The following is a 16,696-nucleotide window of genomic DNA, read 5'->3' as shown; positions in this document are numbered from 1 at the left end:
TCGTTCCCGGCATGAGACCCTTCTAGCAGCAGATCTACAGGAGGACGTCCATGACACGAGAGCAAGTTACCGAGCGGATTATCGCCCAGAAGGTCGCCCTCGGGCTGACCTGGAAGTCCATAGCCTCGGCTCTGGGCGATAGTTCCGAGATCATCTACACTGCGGCGCTCCTCGGCCAGATGACGCTGACTGCTGATGAAGCAGCCAAGGCCGCTGAGCTTCTCGGTCTTTCCGCAGAGGAAGCGAAACTCCTCACTTTCCCGCCCTATCGCGGCTCGCTACCCTCGGTTCCGCCCACAGACCCCTTGATCTACCGCTTTTACGAGCTCATTCAGGTCTACGGCACAACCTGGAAAGAGCTCATCCAAGAAGAGTTTGGCGACGGCATCATGAGCGCCATTGACTTCAACATGTCGATCGAACGCGAGCCAGACCCAAGAGGGGATCGAGTGAAGATTGCGATGTCGGGAAAGTTCCTTCCCTACAAACGTTACTAGCTCACCGCGAGCGCCTCAGCATTACCACAGTCCCGGCGAAGATGCCCCCGGCTGCCACCACCAGCAAGAGAATTGCGTGACGATACGCCGCCTGAGTCTGAGGCGGCGTTGCTGCAGCGTTATCCCGGCACTGACTACATCCCTGCCCATGCGCGCAAAGCGAACCAGCCAGCAGCAATCCTAGTAAAAAAATCCGCCTCATCGCTACTGGAAGAACGCCAGCAACACGAACAGGAAGATCCAGAAGAACCCCATTGAGTGCCAGTACCAGACCGAGCAATCGACGATGATCTGGCGGTTCTCTACCTGCTGCGAGTACCGGAGGCTAAGAAGCGCTCCCACCAACGCTCCCACTCCCAGCACCAGGTGGATGCCGTGAACCCCTGTAATCAGGAAGAAGAAGTGGCTGCTCACATTCGAGCGCATAAAGACGCCCTGAAGGTTCAACTGCTGCCACGCCAGCCACTGTCCCGCCAGGAAGACCAGCCCAAGGAAAGCTGTCGCCGCCAGCCACGGCATCGCTCGCCGGGAGGTCGGCTTGCCCAGCCCGAACCACTCTTCCATCACGTCGAACTGGTGAAACATCTTCCGCCGGGCGATCTCCGCCGTAACGGAGCTGATGATCAGCACGCCGGTGTTCAGCCAAAGTACGGGCGGAATCGCCGTCGGCAGCCACGGGTTGATGAAGTTGTTATACGCATCGAATCGTCCGCTCGCCTGCGAGACGAAGAAGGCGCTGACGATCGCGACGAAGAACATCAGATCGCCAGCCAGCGCAAAGAAGACGCCGAGCCGATATCGCTTCAGCTTCTCCCTCGGCCCTCGGCTGCCCTGCGGACGTTCGTTCCAGCCGTCATTGTCGCCGCCCCCGCCGGTCCGCTTATCGGGAGGTGGCCGCCGCCCGTTGCCATGGTCCCCGTGGTCCGGTTCGTCCGTGCGACGCTGCGGCCGCCGCTCGGGCCGTCGTTCTGTCTCGATCGGGGTAAGGGTTCCAGGCATGGTCAGAAGCTCCGATGGAAGCGCGTTGAGAAGAGATTACTCCGCTACAGACTCAGATACCCACTGGGGATGAAAAGTCGCTGCATTATTCCCGTCGCGGTAGTCGCACGGTTCCCGGTACGCCGAGATTATTTCCTCTGATGAAGTTTCGTCCGCCAGGAAGAGCCCTGGCTTCCACTCCATCGTCGTCGCGGCCCACGGATTCTCCCCTGCTAGCTTGCCACTTCTAAAGCTCCAAACCAGATTCATGAGGAAGGGAAGCTGCGCTACCGCCAGAAACACTGCCGCCCAGGTGATGAGTGACTGCATCGGCAGCGTCTTCGCCAGCAGATGTCCCGCCTGTCCGGGAATCCCGGTCAACTGCGCGTAGTGCCTCGGCTCGCCTTCGAGCCCGGTAATGTGCATCGGAAGAAACGTAGCGTAGGCCCCGAGGATCGTCGCCCAGAAGTGTACCTGTCCCAAGCGCTCGGACATCAGCCGCCCCGGTCGCGTCGCCGTCGCTGTGATCTGCGGAAACCAGTAGTAGGTCGCCGAGAAAAGCCCGAACACCCCGGCCATCGCCATGATGAGATGAAAGTGCGCCACCACGAAGAAGGTGTTGTGCAGATATTGATCGAGGATCGGCTGCGCGAGGATCGGGCCTGTCAGCCCTCCCGTCACGAAGAGCGACACGAAACCCAATGCGAAGAGCAGCGCTGTCCGGTACTCCGGTCGCGATCTCCACACCGTCGCCAGCCAGCTAAGCACTTTCGCCGAGGAGGGCACCGCGATCGCCATCGTCGAGATCGAGAACGCCGTTCCCGCAAACGGATTCAAGCCCGCCACAAACATGTGGTGTCCCCAGACTAGAATGCCGAGGAAGCCAATCAGAAGCGTCGTCGTGATCATCAGGCGGTAGTTGAATATCCTGCGCCGCGCGAAGTTCGCCAGCACCATCGACGTCAGTCCCATCCCTGGCAGGATCGCGATGTACACCTCCGGGTGCCCGAAGAACCAGAACAGATGCAGCCAGAGCAGCGGCGACCCATTCCCCGGCCCATGCGTCGCGTCCCGCAGGACTCCACTCACTAGGTCGCCCGTCGGCACAAAGAAGCTCGTTCCCGCGTGGCGGTCGCAGAACAACAGCACCAGCGCCGCCAGCAGCACAGAGAAAGCCAGCAAAGAGAGCAGTGCCGCCGTGAACCACCCCCATACCGTCAGCGGCAGACGGTTCCACGTCATCCCATCGCAGCGCATCCGGATCACCGTGGTCAGCGTATTCACCGACGCCATCGTCGTCGCCACGGCGAACAGCGTCAGACTCGTCAGCCACAGATCCATCCCCATCCCCTGACCTGGCCCGGCGTTCGCCACCGCACTCAGCGGAGGATACGCCGTCCATCCTGAGATCGGGCCGCCGCCGGGCGCAAGTGTCGCCGACAGCAGCACCATCAACGCCACTGCCGTCAGCCAAAAGGAGGCGCAGTTCAGCCGCGGAAATGCCATCCCCCGCGCCCCGATCTGGCTGGGCAAGATCAGGTTCCCAAAGCCGCCTTGCGGTGCCGTCGTCAGAACGAAGAACACCATCAGCGTTCCATGAAACGTCACCAGCGCAAGGTAGTCCTCAGGAAGTATCGGCCGATGAAACGGAAGCACTCGTTCAGGCCACGTCAGGTGCAACCGCATCAGCAGCGACAGCAGCGTTCCCACCGTTACCGCCGCAAGCGCCAGCAACAGATACTGCCGTCCAATCGTCCGGTGGTCGGTTGAAAACACATACCGCGACAGAATGGAACTGCGCCGCTCTGCCATCCGCGATAGCGCCGGGTCTGGCGTTCGATTCTCGCTCATCGCCCCGCCTCGCTTCGTCTGGCAGCCAGCCACTTTTCGTACTCTTCCGGCGAGACGACTCGCAGGTTCGCCTGCATCCGGTAGTGCCCGCTGCCGCATAACTGCGTGCAGAGAATCGCATAAGTCCCCAGCGTCGTCGGCGTAAAGTGCAGATGAACCGTTTGCCCGGGCACGGCGTTCTGCTTCAGCCGCATCTCCGGAACCGCGAAGCCGTGGATCACATCCACCGCATGCAGTCTCAGATCCACTGGCCTGCCCGCCGGAAGCACCAGCTCTGCTGCGACAAAGTCGTCCCGCCCTGACTCATCGGCGGGGTCGATCCCCACCGGATTTCCTTCCCCCGGCGCGACCAGCTTCGGCTCCGTTCGTCCAAACCGGGCATCTTCGCCGGGATACCGGAAGTACCAGGCGAACTGCATGCCGGTCGCCTCGACCTGTAAAGCTGCTGGATCAGCCCCCGTGTAGCGAATCTCCGCCCATAGAATCTCTGCCTGGATCGTCAGCCCCGCAAACAGCAGAACCAGGAACCCGAGCGGCAGAAGTTCCGCCGTCCTCGCCTGACGGGCACCAGATCCTCTTCGTCGAGCGAGCAATCCCACCAGCAGCACCAGGTGAACCAGCGCCAGCAGCCCGCCGGCTATCCAAAGATTCAGCAGCAGGTGCCGGTCGAGCGCCGGGCCATGTGCGGATCCATCCATGGGCAGAAACCATCCTGGCGACAGTTGGGGCGATCCAACGAGTCCGTAGATGCAAGCGAAGGCCACACAAGCAGCATACCGTCTGCATCCTCGGTTAAATGCGTCAGCCCCGTCACCGGGGCTGAGCGAGACTTCGTTACGAAAAGACGATCTAAATACGTGTTCCCTGATGAAACTGCATCTGCCAGATACCTTCGCGCGGGCTGCCATAGCGCGTATCAACCGGCTTGAGCACCCACACGGAACTGCGCAGCGCCTGCGAGCCGGAACGGCTGTCATAGGTCGCCAGAGACTTATAGGTGACCAGAGCCACGGAAGGCGCGACGAGTGTGCAAGTGAACTCGCTGAGGGTAATCATTGCAGACTGCTCGGTGCTGAGTTCTGCCAGGATGTCCAGTTTGGTGTAAACTCTGCCCGAACTTCCAAACTCCCGAAAGTCATCGGTCAACAACTCGGCCACTGTAGCGCTATCCCGGCGAACGGAAGGATCGAACAGCATCGTCTCAAGATCAAGCAAATGATCTGACAGCTCGCTCCGGCGGATCGGTTCCATGAACGCCGCGGAGGGCTGGAAATCGTAAGCGTGAGTAGCCAATGGAGTCACCTTTCTTCTGGCGGTAGATCGCTGCGCCTTCTCATAGGATGCAGGTTATCTGGATCGGGTATGCCTACCGGCGTCCGGTAGGCAAAAGGCCTGATCGGGGTGCCGGCATCTTCGCCCGTGGGCTGAGTTTCATCGTCTTTCCGATCAGACTCTGAGAGCTGTTCGGTCGCCGGGTCACTTATATCCCGGACCAGATTGGAAATGCTTGTATTTTTCAAGGCGGAATCCTGGGGGGAGAGTCGCTGATACCAGGAGTCGAATCCCTTACGGCTTGCGCCGTTCGCTGCCTCGACTCTCAGAGTCTATCGGCCTTCTTAATCGCTGCATAGAGGGTTTCCGGCAGATTAACACGTAAGTTGCAGATTCAAAGGCGCATCGAGCGCATGACGCTTAAGTCTGCAGGCTCTCTTCAACCATCTGGAGGAACAGGCTGTGCACGCGCTCATCCCCCGAGAGCTCCGGGTGGAAGGTTGCGGCAAGCAGCTTTCCTGACCTCACCAGGACCGGGTCGTCGCCGCGTTTCGCCAGTGTCTCGACTCCCGCACCAACCCGCGAGATTCTTGGCGCCCGGATGAAGACCATCTCCAGCGGTGCTCCCGGCAGAGCTGTCTCCGAGCTGAGAATCGCCGATTCATTCTGCCGACCGTACGCATTCCGTTCCACCGAAATGTCCAACGCCCCAAGGCACTTTTGCGGGGAGTTCGCCACGTCTTTCGCCAACAGAATCGCTCCGGCGCAGGTGCCGAAGGTGGGTTTCTCGGCGACAAAGGCTGCCAGCGCCTCAAAGAAGCCGCCCCGCTCCAACGACTTCAGCATCGTCGTCGACTCACCACCGGGCATGATCAGGCCATCGAGGCCGGAAAGCTGCTCCGGTGTGCGGACCAGACGAGGGGTCGCGCCAAGCGCCGTGAGAACGTTCGCGTGGGCGTCATACGCTCCCTGCAGCGCGAGAACGCCGATCGTGAGAGGTTGATGCGGTGTTGCGGAGGACATCTCTCGATTATAGAGAGACACTACCCATCGATTGTCCAGGCCCCGCGGCACTACCCCGTTAGGTGTTTTGGGGAGCGACTGTCTGGAAGCCGTAGGTCTCGTACCGGGTTACAAGCTTGCCACCCTTGATCTCAACGACGGTGAACCCCTCAGGAGTTCCAAGGCGGGTGCCGTGCCACCAGTTGCCGCTTACCGCCCCGCTGGTCATATAGGGAACGCCCTTCCACATCACCGTCTCGTTGATATGGGTGTGGCCCTGCAATACGCCAAGGACATTGTGTCCCTCAAACAGCGGAAGCACCTCATAAGCGTTGGCGACGCTCAGCCCGTGATGTGCCGGTGCGGTAGCCGCAGGCGCGACATACGCGTCGAACGCTGTAACCAACGGAATATGGACGGACACGATGACCGGCATCGCCGCCGGGATCGACTTCAGATCCGCCGCGAGCCACGCCAGTTGCTCGGCATCAATGCGCCCCTCATAGCCGCGATCGGCGGTGATGCCAATCGAATCGAGCACGATGAAGTGAACACCCTTGTGGTCGAACGAGTAATAGAGTTTGCCAAAGTGATCTTCGAAGTATTTCTTGCCGTAGAGCGGATCGGTGGGCGACGCGCCGCTCGCCGGATACACCCCGAAGCAGTCGTGATTGCCGATGGTGTGGTGGACCTTCATGCCAAGGTCCTGCTCGGTCTTCGTGTACAGATCGATCAGGCTGGTCGCGCGATCGCGGCTCACGGCCAGCGCATCGAAGACGTGGTCGCCACCCTGGATGACAAAGTCGGAGGAGATCGTTCGCGCCCTGGCAAACGCCTGGTGGCACCCTCCGGCAGCGTTCAACTCCGGCTGCAGATGGCAGTCGGTGATAAAGAGGAAGGTGAAATCTTCCACCGGCTTGACCGCGGCATGCAGATTTAGCGGAAGAGCGCTCGCCGCTCCGGTTGCCGCGGACAGTGCGAGAAAATCCCTGCGATTCCAAGTCTTCATACAACGAGGTTAAGTCAGGCGATCGAGCAAACGGGAAAAATGCCGTAAATATCGCGGGGCGGTGCCTAAAAGCAAAGTGCGCGAGCCGCTAAGGCTCACGCACTCTCTGCCAGATCGAAGGCCACGTTTATACGACTAGCCTTAGCTGGTGCGCGTCTCCTGCCCACGCAGTTTGCGAATCGTCCGGATCGCCGACCGCGCGGGAACATACGAGCTCATCATCATGGCGTTCTTCAGTCCATCTTTCAGCGGTGAGGTGAACGGCGGCGCAGGCTTCATTCCGGCCTTTCGCAGGAAGTAGTTCGCGCGGTAGATGTTCGCCCGCTCCGAATCCTTCAGCGTGAAGTTCACACTCAGTGAGATCGAAACATTGTTGTCGTTCTGCAGCCAGTGCGGATCGTTGATCGGAATGTGGATTCCATTGCCCGGAACCAGCCGGTAAGGCGTCGCCCGCTCCTGCAACTGCGGTTTGTAGGTGCCCGCGTTCTTATCCACAGCCCAGAACTTCTCGAGCTCGGTCTCCGGTACGACATCCTTGTCACGCTGGTCGAACATGTAGATCGTCTTCGCTCCCGCGATCTGCAACAGGAAATTGCACTCACGGTCGATGTGGTACGTTGTCGTCCGGTTGGGCGAAGTGATGAAGATCAGCGCATCTTCCACGCGCATCATCTTCTTGAAGTCCTTCCCCGTTTGCGCCTCAAACTCGCGCATGCAGTCATAGAAGACCTGGGCGTAAGCCGGATCGCGCTGCGCCTGGTGAATCGTGATCCACGAACCGGTGTCCTGGATGCGCTCAAAGGCCTCTTCAAGAGGCGGACGGTCGCCCATCTCGCTCCAGCGCGCGCCGATCGGCACATTGTGGCCGGCGTCGTAGTACAACTCCTGCGGCCGCTTCTCCCGCGTCTCCAACGCCAGCGTCAGCAGCCGGTCCAGCGTGAACAGCGGATGGTTCGCCAGGTTGTGCTGGAACAGAAACGGGTGCTTGTTGAACTCTTGCTTGAACGTAGGGGAGGGGACGATGTGGCTTGCGGAGGTCGCGACGGACGGCGGAGCCGCCTGGATTGGGGAGTGATCGATCGTCTGCGTGGACATGAAAAGAAAGCTCCTGGATTTATTCCTCAAAACCGGGCCCTGGATCAACTTCTGTGGATCTGCGACCTGCGCGGTGAGCAATTTTGCACATGTTCGCTAAGTATTCCTTGTATAACACCCCGTTTTTTGCGGATCAATGAGAGAAAGGTGGGAGGCTACACGGAAGTTTTCAGAGGTAACCACCGGCCCCCTTACCTCTAATGATCGGATCGAGAGCCCATTTCTACAGCCCTTGGTCTCCAAAGAAGCCCGGCCCGGTCGCGATGTTCGCGACCGGGCCGGGCTTCTTTTCACTTCGTTCGCTTTGCTGCTTACCAGCCGCGGTCCTGCATCATCTCTTCCGCCGGGATGCCCGCAACGGCGAGACCCTTCATCGATCCCAGCACCGCTTCCGACGCTTCGGAGACGATCGACGGATCGTTGAAGTGGGTTGCCGCCAGCACAATCGCCTTCGCGCGAGACACAGCCTCTTCGCGATCTTCCGGATTCCGCGCCTCGCCAACCTGCTTCGAAGTGCAGAGTCCGACATGCGCGTCCTCGGCGGTCCAGAGGTCCACCTCAAGCGGTGTGGCGCGGCCCTTCATAAAGATGCCCGAGCCCACAAAGACTGTCTCCGCGCCGAGCTGCATCATCAGCGCCGCGTCCGACGGCGTTGCAATCCCGCCGGCCGAGAAGTTCGGCACCGGCAGCTTGCCACTCTTTGCCACCATCCGCACCAGCTCATAAGGAGCGCGCAGCTCCTTGGCAGCGGCGTAAAGCTCCTGCTCGTCCAGAACGGTGAGGCCCTTGATCTCCTTGATGATCTGCCGCATGTGGCGCACCGCATGGACGACGTCGCCAGTTCCGGGCTCGCCCTTGGTACGAATCATGGCAGCGCCTTCAGCGATGCGGCGCAGCGCCTCGCCCAGGTCCTTCGCGCCGCAAACGAACGGCGTAGTGAAGGCGTGCTTGTCGATGTGGTGGACCTCATCGGCGGGGGTCAATACTTCGGACTCGTCGATAAAATCGACTCCAAGGTGTTGCAAAACCTGGGCCTCGGCAAAGTGCCCGATACGCGCCTTTGCCATTACCGGGACCGTCACCGCGGCCATGATCTGCTTGATCAGCTTGGGTGAAGCCATGCGGGCCACGCCGCCCTCCGCGCGAATCATCGCCGGAACGCGCTCCAGCGCCATCACCGCAACCGCGCCTGCTTCTTCGGCGATCCGCGCCTGTTCGACGTTCATCACGTCCATGATCACGCCGCCCTTCAACATCTCGGCCAGGCCGGTCTTCAAGCGAAGGGAGGGAGTAGAAAAGTTGCCGTTGTTGGTGGGTTCTGTCATGGTGTCTCTCCTTACAGTGCGCTGGCGGTGTTGGGCCAAAGTCGCGGGTGAATCCTGAGACTTAAGAGTAGCAGTTTTATCCCCCGCAAATCCCGAAAACGCAAGCTCGTTACCCTTCTGTTTCCAGCTCTCCGACCGGAGCAAAAATTCAACACCTGTTTATGCACCAAATGCGCGGCACGGAGCAGACTTACTTTAGCGGATCTCCGTCCGCGTCTCGAGGTGCGCTTGAACCCTGAACTGACGATCGTCATCCCGGCGAAGAACGAAGTCACCATGCTCCCCCGACTGCTGTCCTCTCTTGCCCGGCAGGACTACGAACCCATCTCCGAGACCCGTGTCCTCGTCGCCGACGCGGGTTCAACCGACGGAACCATCTCCGCCGCGCTCTCCTTCCGCGACCGCCTTCCCGTCGAAGTCATACCCGGTGGCCTGCCCTCCGTCGGCCGCAACGCAGGCGCGAAGCTAGCCTGCACCAAATACGTGCTCTTCCTCGACGCTGATGTCGAACTTGCCGACGCCACCCTCCTCCGCCGCGCCATGGGCACCATGCGCCGCCGCGACCTGCATCTCTCCACGGTCAGCATCGGCTGCCGCCAGGGCGGCTTCTGCGACGACCTGCTCTACGCCGGCAATAACGTCATGCAGTACATCGGAGCGCGCTGGAAGCCCTTCGCTACCGGCATGTTCATGCTCTTTGAGCGCGAGGCCTTCTGGCGTCTTGGCGGCTTCAACGAGCACGCTCTGTTCGCCGAAGACTATCTCCTCTCGAAGCGCGTCAAGCGCAACCGCTTCCGCATCGTCCGCGGCCGTGTGCTGACCACCAACCGCCGCTTTCGCAAGCTAGGCCACGCAAAGATGTGCTGGATGTTCTTCAAGACGATGCTCCACACCTGGGACGAAGAGTACTTCCTCGAAGACCAGGGCTACTGGGAGAAGAGCTGAAGGCGGGGAGTAGGGTTTAGGGTGTGGGGAATAGATCTTCTACACCCTAAACCCTACTCCCTGCTCTTCGCCCTCTCCACCAGCTTCGGATCGAGCGCAATAAATAATCCCTTCCCCGTCGCCAACACAGTCCCATCGGGCATCGCAAGCTCCGCCTCGTGAAAGAACTTCCGCCCTTCTCGCCGCAGATGCCTCCCGGTCAAAATCAAACCCTTGCCCACCGGCGAAGGCCGCAGGTAATCCACCTCAAGATGCCGCGTCATCGCCAGCACCCCGAACGGCCGGTTCAGCTTGCTCATCGCCTCGTCCATCAACGTCGCAATAATCCCGCCGTGGATATACCCCGGCGCGCCCTCGTGCAGCCGAGTCAGGTTCACCTGCGCGGTCGCCGTATGCGCTTCGTTATCCAGGATGAAGACAAGCTGCAGCCCTTGAGGATTTGCCGGTCCGCACCCAAAACAATGCCCCGCTTGCTCATCAATTGTCGGAGCATGCTCCAGTTCATCCAACTCCGTATTCGCCCGCAATTCGCTCATCAATCACCCTCAAAGCTCACCCAAAGATCCCACTCTGGAAATCCTGCCATCTGGAAATCTTGGCGTCCTGGAAAACCTGCTGTCAGATAGTGTCTTGCTTAAGGGCACGGCGTCAGCCGTGCCACAAACTCTCAAACTAAAGCTCGGCTTAGCCGCTGAGGTACTCACGTTCACTCTGCCGGGAAGCCTCACCCCAAGCAGACATCCAGAATACCCGCACCGTACTTGTCAATCTTCTCCCGCCCAAGCCCTGCGATCTTCTCCAACTCGCCCAGATTTCGCGGGCGTTCCAGAACGATACTCCGCAGCGCCGACGACCCCAGCACAAAGAACTGCGGCAACCCCAGCCTCTCCGACTCCACCTTCCGCCACTCCCGCAGACGATGATCGAGCGCCTGCTGCTCTGCCGTCAGCGACTCCGCAGGTTCTGCCTCCGCCATCCGCTTCCGGTGTACGACGACTTCAGCCGGCCGCGATTCGACTGCCCGGGGCTCCCTCGCTGATGCAAACATATTCGACGTAGCCTTCACCTTTGCCGACTTCGCAGCCTTGACTGCCGCGACCGGCTCCCCAAAATTCCCCGGAACCTCCGCCCCGGTCATTAGAGCGACGATCGCCGCCCCATACCTATCCGCTTTTTCCGGGCCAATCCCACTCACCGTCAGCAGGGACTTGATACTCCTCGGCTGCGCCACCACCAGCGCATGAAGCACGCTATCCGAAAACACAATGAAACTCGGCTTACCCGTCTTCGCCGCCTCAGCCTTCCGCCACTCCCGCAGCCGTGCCTCCACCGCCTTTTGCTCCGGCGAATACGAGGCTGAGGCCTCCTCACGCTCCGCCTTCCCGCCAGCCCTTACGCCGCCAGACCGCGAACTCCCACCACCCTTCTTCGCCCTGCCTGAACCCGCGGAAGGATCTTCAGTCTCCTTCAGCATGACATGCAGCGGAGTCCGCGCCCCGCCCGTATGCTCGCGCCCTTCGCCCGTCAGCGTAGCCCGCTTGTAGTGGATGACCGTGCCTTCGGCGTTGGTGAACGTGTCCTGCGAGATCGAAACCAGCCCCGCCCGCGACAGCGCATCGAGATATCCATCAAACTCCCGCCGATCCGGTCCCAGCGCGAGGTCCGTAAACAGCCTCCCCGTAGCCTTGGGCTGCCCACTCGCCAGCGCCTGCAGAATCGCCCGCAGATGCCGTTCCTCCCCCGTGTCCGGCTCGCGAAAGCTCTGCGCCGTAGCCATCTCCGGCGCGCAGAAGTCGCAGTGTCCGCACGGCTTCATCCCGTCGGCCGTATCGCCAAAGTGGCGCACCAGCGCCGACATCCGGCACTGCTGTGTATCCGCGAACTGCGCCATCCGGTCGATCTGCGACTGGCGAAACTCCACCTGCCGCGCATACCCGGTCATCCAAGCCGTCGGTTCGGGCGAAGCCGGGGAGTACCGCACATTCCCCGCCATATCGATCTGCGCCGCTCCCTGCCCAACCAGCTTCTCGACGCACTTGGCGAAGATATCTCGGCTCATTCGCAGCTTTGCGCACAGAACATCCGGCATCTCAAAATCGTTCGTCAGCACCTTCGCAACTCGCGCCAGATCCGTCACCGGTGGATAGTCTCGCTCCAGAAACCCGTCATGAATCTTGCGGTCCACAAACGAGTGCAGCAGCACCGTCTTACTCGGCTTCCCATCCCGCCCCGCGCGGCCAATCTCCTGGTAGTACGCTTCCACCGACGCAGGCAGCGCGATGTGCACCACCGTCCTCACGTCCGCCTTGTCGATGCCCATGCCAAACGCAATCGTCGCGACCACCACCTCCAGCTTCCCCGACTGAAAGTGCCGCTGCACTCGCTCTCGCACGCTCGCCTCAAGCCCCGCGTGGTACGCCGCCGCCTTGCCACCCAGCATCCCGGAAAGCTCATCAGCCGCCTTGCGAGAGGGCGCATACACAATCGCCGGACGGTTCTCTGGCTTCGAGAGTAGCTTCACCGTGAACTCATTCCGCCGCGGCTTCGACATCTCGACTACCTCGACGTGCAGGTTGTCGCGCCGGAATCCGTGGATGAACAACTCCGGCTGCTTCAACTGAAGCTGCGCCACAATGTCTTTTTGCACCGTCGGTGTTGCCGTTGCCGTCAGAGCAATAATTGGCGCAGGCCTCAGCGAAGGCAGATAGTCCCCCAGCGTCCGGTAGTCCGGCCTGAAGTCATGCCCCCACGCCGAGATGCAGTGCGCCTCGTCAATTGCGATCAGCGCCGGCTTCCGTTTCGCCAGCATCTCGGGAAATCCCGGCACCCGCATCCGCTCCGGCGCAATAAAGAGAAACTGCAGCGTCCCGTCCAGATAATCCCGGCAAGCCTGCCTCGACTGTTCCCGGTCCAACCCTGAGTGAATCCGCGCCACCTTCAACCCCGCCGCCGTCAGCTTCGAGGCCTGATCGTCCATCAGCGCGATCAGCGGCGAGATCACCAACGCCGTGCCACCCCGCGCAATCGCCGGTAGCTGGTAGCAAAGCGACTTTCCCGCTCCAGTCGGCATCACAAGCAGAACGTCCCTGCCCTCGGTCGCGGAGCGGCACACCGCTTCCTGGTTGGAGCGGAAGGCAGGGAAACCGAAGGTAACGTGTAGCAGTCTTTCCAGGTCCATGGGGCAGCATCCAGTTTCGCATGGTCCTCGTATCGTGTAAGGTGTTCAGTCGGGTTGCAAAGTTACAGCACCATGAACGCATACCTCTATCGGGGCATTGTCCGTTTGGGGGAGCAAACTTAGCCTGCTGTTAGCTGGCACCCATAGAGCTTCGACCCCCAGAGCACTCTGGTCGAGCTGGAGAGTCGGGGGAATCCTACCATCGCTTCGTCTGAAAACATCTCGGTTCACCCGAATCAGGTAGGTCGCGCCGGTCACAAATCGCGCGGCTTTCGCCTTGCCGCCTTCGCCCTTCGCTGCCGCAACTACTTCGACTGGCACCCGGTCACTGGCGGCTTCTGCCTCGCCATCGCCACCGCTGTCCTGATCACCGGCCTCGCCGCCTTCAACGCCTTTGCCATGCCCTCCGTCAACGGATGGGCCATCTGCACCCCCCAGAACGGTGTCGTCCTCGCCCTCCTGTTGATGACTCGCCGCAAGCTCTGGCCCTGGATCGTCCTCGGCTATGCCGCCGCTCTGTCACAAGGTGAAAAGGCAATCCCCAGCAGCCCCCATCTCACGGCCCTTGAGATATTTGGCAACCTCGCTGAAGTCGGCATAGCCGCCTTTACTTTGCCGCCCTTCCGAAACCTCAAGCAGTGGCTGCAGGAGCGCCGTCTTCTCCCCGCATTTCTCTTCTATGCGATGATCCTCGGCCCTCTGCTGATGGCCCTTACCGTGGCCTGTCAGGCTCCAGGAACCGTTGGCAGTGTCACCGCGACCTCCCTGAACTTTTGGGCCCGCGTTCGCATCGTCGCCCTTGCCGAAGCCCTCGGCGTCGCCCTCGCGACCTCCCTCGTCCTTGTCCTGCTCAACAGCGAGACCTACAAACTTTTCCGCCTGCGTGCTCTGCCGCAGACCCTCGCGCTCTTCGCCATATCCGGCAGCAGCACCTGGCTCGTCTTCCAGGCTGGCTCCTCACCGCTCCTGCTTCTGGTTCCGGTCGCGATCCTTGTCATCATCGCCTTCCGGCTCGGGCTTCGCGCCGCTGTAATAGCCACCGCCCTCAGCACCGTCGCCGTCGCTATCTGGGTGCTTCAGTTCCATGGCCCCGCAGCCGCGCCCCAGACCTACTTCGCCCTGGCCGTCCTCGTGATCCTTCCCCTCAGCGTCACTCTTGCCGGCAAGCATTACATTGAGGACCGCCTCGCCGACGCCCACGGTGAACTCGACAAGCTCAAGAGCCTCGACCGCCTCACCGGCGTCCCCAATCGCAAGCGCTTCGACCTTGTCCTCGACCGCGAGTGGCAGCGCGCCACCCGCGATCCGAAGCACGTCGCCCTTCTCATGGTCGATGTCGACGACTTCGATCTCTTCAACCAGCACTACGGCCCCCAGGCCGGCGACGAATGCCTTCGCCTCGTCGCTGCCCGCATGACCGACCAGCCCCACCGCGCCTACGACCTCATCTCCCGCTACGATGGCGGCAGGTTCACCGTTCTCCTCCCCGGCGCATCCGGCGAGGCGGTCGAGCGCATCGCCGAAGAATTCCGTGCCGAGATCGCTGCCCAAGAGTGGCCACACGAACTCAGCCCCTTCGAGCGCGTCACCGTATCCGTTGGCTGGGCCGCCATGGTCCCCACCGAACACTCCCGCCCTGATGCCCTGATCGCCGCCGCCGAAACCGCCCTCCGCCAAGCCCGCGAAAACGGCAAGAACCGCGTCGAAGGGGTCAACGCCAACGTCGACCTGACGAACCCTGCCTAGCCTCTAACGCCCCCAAGTCCCATGTCTTGCTTATGGGCACGGCTTCAGCCGTGCCAAAAGAACTGCCCTGATTCGCGGCTTCAGCCGCTGAGGTACGCTTCTTCCGGCGCTCGCACCCGCTATCGTAACAACCGGTCTACTTCGCCGAACAAACAAAGCTCTCCGCCACCTTTGTATCTCCCGCCCCCTTATACTTCGCCACCTCCGGGTAGGGACAAATCTTCCGCGTCATCGCCACCTCGCTGCTTTCCATCCCCCCTGAATATTTGGTCGCCACAATCTCCCCCGGAGCGCTTCCACCCTCCACCCATTGCTGCAACGCCAGATACGCATCCTTCTTCGGATCGTCCGGCCCATAGTTCGGCAGCCATCCGAACTGGCCGAAGCTGTCGGCCCCCGGCCCGCCCGCGCAGTGGCCCATCCCTGGCACCATGTAAAGCTTCACCGATGCATCCTTGCCGGACGTCGCCAGAACTTTGTCGTAGTAATCGATTGTCCCCAGCGGCGTGATCGCCGCATCGCTCCACCCGTGATACACCACCAGCTTTCCGCCCCGGGCGAAGAACGGCTTCAGATTCGCATCGGTAGCATTCAAGTCCTTCGCCATCTTCTGCGTAGCATCCGCATAAGCCTGATCAATCGAAGCCGTCTTCATGTCGAAAGGCTTTCCCGGATATACCATCTCCCCGAAGAATCCACGCGCAAAGCCATTCATCAGGCTCTGCCCCGGCTTGCTCCCCACGATCCACGGCCCCCATCCCCCAGCATCTGCCTCGCCACCCGGTACATACCCTTGGTAGATCCGCGTCCCGTCTTTCACCACCGTCGCCGCGTAGATCGTCTCTAGCGTCTTCACCTGCGGCGCGGTCAGACAGCTATCCGAGTCCCCCGCTTTGCAGAGGAGCGTCTCCGGCTTGAACCCGCACTTTCCCGGCTCGGTCAGAATCCCATCCGACACCCCATCGCCACCATTCGTATCGCAAGCCGCCAGCACCGCGTTACTGATCGCCTTAAGCTTCGACTCCGGAATATAGCTCTCCGGCTTCGCCAGAAGCGCCTGCGAATTCTTCAGCCCCGTCGTCACCAGCGCCGTCCAGTTGTACGCCGGAGCGCCCGCCAATATCCCGTCATAGTCGGCAGGGAAGCGCTGCGCCTCCATCAGCGCCTCGCGTCCGCCATCAGAACACGCCGCAAAGTACGACTTCTTCGCCGCCGTCCCGTAGTACGCCGCCACCATCTCCTTCGAGCGCTCCGTCATCAGGTGGATCGCCCTATATCCGAAGTCCGCAATCTTCTCCGGATGCCCGCTGGCCCAGCTCGCATCTAGAAAGTTCGCGGCATGCCCCGTATCCGTTCCAGCGCTCGCATATCCGTTCAGCACGGACACGGCCATGTTCTGGTATGAGATCTCTCCCGCGAACCCACCATTCCCCTCGCCGTGGAACCGCCCGTTCCAGTTCTCTGCGGGCATCCACAGCTCCATCTTGATGTCGGAGTCCGGTGTCGGCTTGATCTCCGCCACCACCCGGCACAGCGTGGGCAGCAGCTTCGCTCCCTGTTTCATCGCCTCTGGAGCCTCCGCCGGCACCGGAAACTGCCCCGCAGGAATCACATCGGCGAAACTGATCGTCGTATCGGCAAGGTGCGCCGTCTTCAGCGCCGAACAGGCCGCCGCCGATGGCCTCTGCGCCTGTGCCCCCATGGAACCTGCCAATAGAACCGCAATCGCGAGTCGGCGCATCTCTATCTCCTGTGTGGTGAACGTAAATTTGCACCCATTAGAGCACGCCCGCCGATT

At 61.2% G+C, this 16,696-nt stretch carries 14 protein-coding genes; 3 read left to right on the top strand and 11 right to left on the bottom strand.

The annotated features are described in order from the left end of the window. The first annotated feature begins 50 nt into the window (after positions 1–50). The gene (cynS, locus tag OHL18_RS14990; protein WP_263375653.1) at positions 51–497 is read left to right on the top strand and encodes a cyanase; all 447 of its coding nucleotides are present in this window, start codon (positions 51–53) and stop codon (positions 495–497) included. Between the two features lie 204 nt (positions 498–701). Here cynS and OHL18_RS14985 read toward each other — a convergent pair whose 3' ends face one another. The 8 genes from OHL18_RS14985 to pdxS all read right to left on the bottom strand — a co-directional run bounded on the left by OHL18_RS14985 (position 702) and on the right by pdxS (position 9,029). Continuing rightward, complete coding sequence (locus tag OHL18_RS14985; RefSeq protein WP_263375652.1) at positions 702–1,496, bottom strand: cytochrome c oxidase subunit 3; 795 nt, start codon at positions 1,494–1,496, stop codon at positions 702–704. Positions 1,497–1,532: 36 nt separating this feature from the next. Beyond that, complete coding sequence (locus tag OHL18_RS14980) at positions 1,533–3,326, bottom strand: cytochrome c oxidase subunit I (RefSeq protein ID WP_263375651.1); 1,794 nt, start codon at positions 3,324–3,326, stop codon at positions 1,533–1,535. Continuing rightward, positions 3,323–4,024: a cupredoxin domain-containing protein gene (locus OHL18_RS14975; protein ID WP_263375650.1), complete on the bottom strand. Its 702-nt coding sequence runs from the start codon at positions 4,022–4,024 to the stop codon at positions 3,323–3,325. Before OHL18_RS14975 ends, OHL18_RS14980 begins: the two co-directional genes overlap by 4 nt. A gap of 151 nt (positions 4,025–4,175) precedes the next feature. Next, entirely contained in the window at positions 4,176–4,619 is a 444-nt protein-coding gene (locus OHL18_RS14970; protein WP_263375649.1) for a nuclear transport factor 2 family protein, read from the bottom strand. A 399-nt stretch (positions 4,620–5,018) separates the two neighbouring features. Next, positions 5,019–5,621 carry a pyridoxal 5'-phosphate synthase glutaminase subunit PdxT gene (pdxT, locus tag OHL18_RS14965; RefSeq protein WP_263375648.1) on the bottom strand — a complete coding sequence of 201 codons (603 nt, stop codon included), beginning with the start codon at positions 5,619–5,621 and terminating at the stop codon, positions 5,019–5,021. Positions 5,622–5,679: 58 nt separating this feature from the next. Beyond that, positions 5,680–6,609: a metallophosphoesterase gene (locus OHL18_RS14960; RefSeq protein WP_263375647.1), complete on the bottom strand. Its 930-nt coding sequence runs from the start codon at positions 6,607–6,609 to the stop codon at positions 5,680–5,682. Positions 6,610–6,750: 141 nt separating this feature from the next. After that, positions 6,751–7,704, bottom strand: a complete 954-nt coding sequence (locus tag OHL18_RS14955; protein WP_263375646.1) for a hypothetical protein — start codon at positions 7,702–7,704, stop codon at positions 6,751–6,753. A gap of 311 nt (positions 7,705–8,015) precedes the next feature. Continuing rightward, complete coding sequence (gene pdxS / locus OHL18_RS14950) at positions 8,016–9,029, bottom strand: pyridoxal 5'-phosphate synthase lyase subunit PdxS (RefSeq protein ID WP_263375645.1); 1,014 nt, start codon at positions 9,027–9,029, stop codon at positions 8,016–8,018. Positions 9,030–9,257: 228 nt separating this feature from the next. Between pdxS and OHL18_RS14945 the strand changes: the two genes are divergently transcribed. Then, positions 9,258–9,974 carry a glycosyltransferase gene (locus OHL18_RS14945; RefSeq protein WP_263375644.1) on the top strand — a complete coding sequence of 239 codons (717 nt, stop codon included), beginning with the start codon at positions 9,258–9,260 and terminating at the stop codon, positions 9,972–9,974. A gap of 53 nt (positions 9,975–10,027) precedes the next feature. Here OHL18_RS14945 and OHL18_RS14940 read toward each other — a convergent pair whose 3' ends face one another. Both OHL18_RS14940 and OHL18_RS14935 read right to left on the bottom strand, forming a co-directional pair. Then, a complete protein-coding gene (locus OHL18_RS14940; protein WP_263375643.1) occupies positions 10,028–10,510 on the bottom strand; it encodes a PaaI family thioesterase in 483 nt (160 codons plus the stop codon). A gap of 188 nt (positions 10,511–10,698) precedes the next feature. Continuing rightward, the gene (locus OHL18_RS14935; protein WP_263375642.1) at positions 10,699–13,152 is read right to left on the bottom strand and encodes a RecQ family ATP-dependent DNA helicase; all 2,454 of its coding nucleotides are present in this window, start codon (positions 13,150–13,152) and stop codon (positions 10,699–10,701) included. Between the two features lie 399 nt (positions 13,153–13,551). On the opposite strand from OHL18_RS14935, the gene OHL18_RS14930 reads away from it, so the two are divergent. Continuing rightward, complete coding sequence (locus OHL18_RS14930) at positions 13,552–14,898, top strand: sensor domain-containing diguanylate cyclase (protein ID WP_263375641.1); 1,347 nt, start codon at positions 13,552–13,554, stop codon at positions 14,896–14,898. A gap of 136 nt (positions 14,899–15,034) precedes the next feature. Here OHL18_RS14930 and OHL18_RS14925 read toward each other — a convergent pair whose 3' ends face one another. Then, positions 15,035–16,639, bottom strand: coding sequence for a tannase/feruloyl esterase family alpha/beta hydrolase (locus tag OHL18_RS14925; protein WP_263375640.1), 1,605 nt, complete (start codon positions 16,637–16,639; stop codon positions 15,035–15,037). Positions 16,640–16,696: the final 57 nt, after the last annotated feature.

Source organism: Granulicella aggregans, from assembly GCF_025685565.1.
Taxonomy (GTDB): domain Bacteria; phylum Acidobacteriota; class Terriglobia; order Terriglobales; family Acidobacteriaceae; genus Edaphobacter; species Edaphobacter aggregans_B.
This window is presented reverse-complemented; position numbering and strand designations above follow the sequence as displayed.

Bases quoted from the DNA above. Each gene is read 5' to 3' on its own strand.
- cynS (WP_263375653.1), top strand. From the start codon at position 51: ATGACACGAGAGCAAGTTACCGAGCGGATTATCGCCCAGAAGGTCGCC.
- OHL18_RS14985 (WP_263375652.1), bottom strand. From the start codon at position 1,496: ATGCCTGGAACCCTTACCCCGATCGAGACAGAACGACGGCCCGAGCGG.
- OHL18_RS14980 (WP_263375651.1), bottom strand. From the start codon at position 3,326: ATGAGCGAGAATCGAACGCCAGACCCGGCGCTATCGCGGATGGCAGAG.
- OHL18_RS14975 (WP_263375650.1), bottom strand. From the start codon at position 4,024: ATGGATGGATCCGCACATGGCCCGGCGCTCGACCGGCACCTGCTGCTG.
- pdxT (WP_263375648.1), bottom strand. From the start codon at position 5,621: ATGTCCTCCGCAACACCGCATCAACCTCTCACGATCGGCGTTCTCGCG.
- OHL18_RS14960 (WP_263375647.1), bottom strand. From the start codon at position 6,609: ATGAAGACTTGGAATCGCAGGGATTTTCTCGCACTGTCCGCGGCAACC.
- OHL18_RS14955 (WP_263375646.1), bottom strand. From the start codon at position 7,704: ATGTCCACGCAGACGATCGATCACTCCCCAATCCAGGCGGCTCCGCCG.
- pdxS (WP_263375645.1), bottom strand. From the start codon at position 9,029: ATGACAGAACCCACCAACAACGGCAACTTTTCTACTCCCTCCCTTCGC.
- OHL18_RS14940 (WP_263375643.1), bottom strand. From the start codon at position 10,510: ATGAGCGAATTGCGGGCGAATACGGAGTTGGATGAACTGGAGCATGCT.
- OHL18_RS14935 (WP_263375642.1), bottom strand. From the start codon at position 13,152: ATGGACCTGGAAAGACTGCTACACGTTACCTTCGGTTTCCCTGCCTTC.
- OHL18_RS14930 (WP_263375641.1), top strand. From the start codon at position 13,552: ATGCCCTCCGTCAACGGATGGGCCATCTGCACCCCCCAGAACGGTGTC.
- OHL18_RS14925 (WP_263375640.1), bottom strand. From the start codon at position 16,639: ATGCGCCGACTCGCGATTGCGGTTCTATTGGCAGGTTCCATGGGGGCA.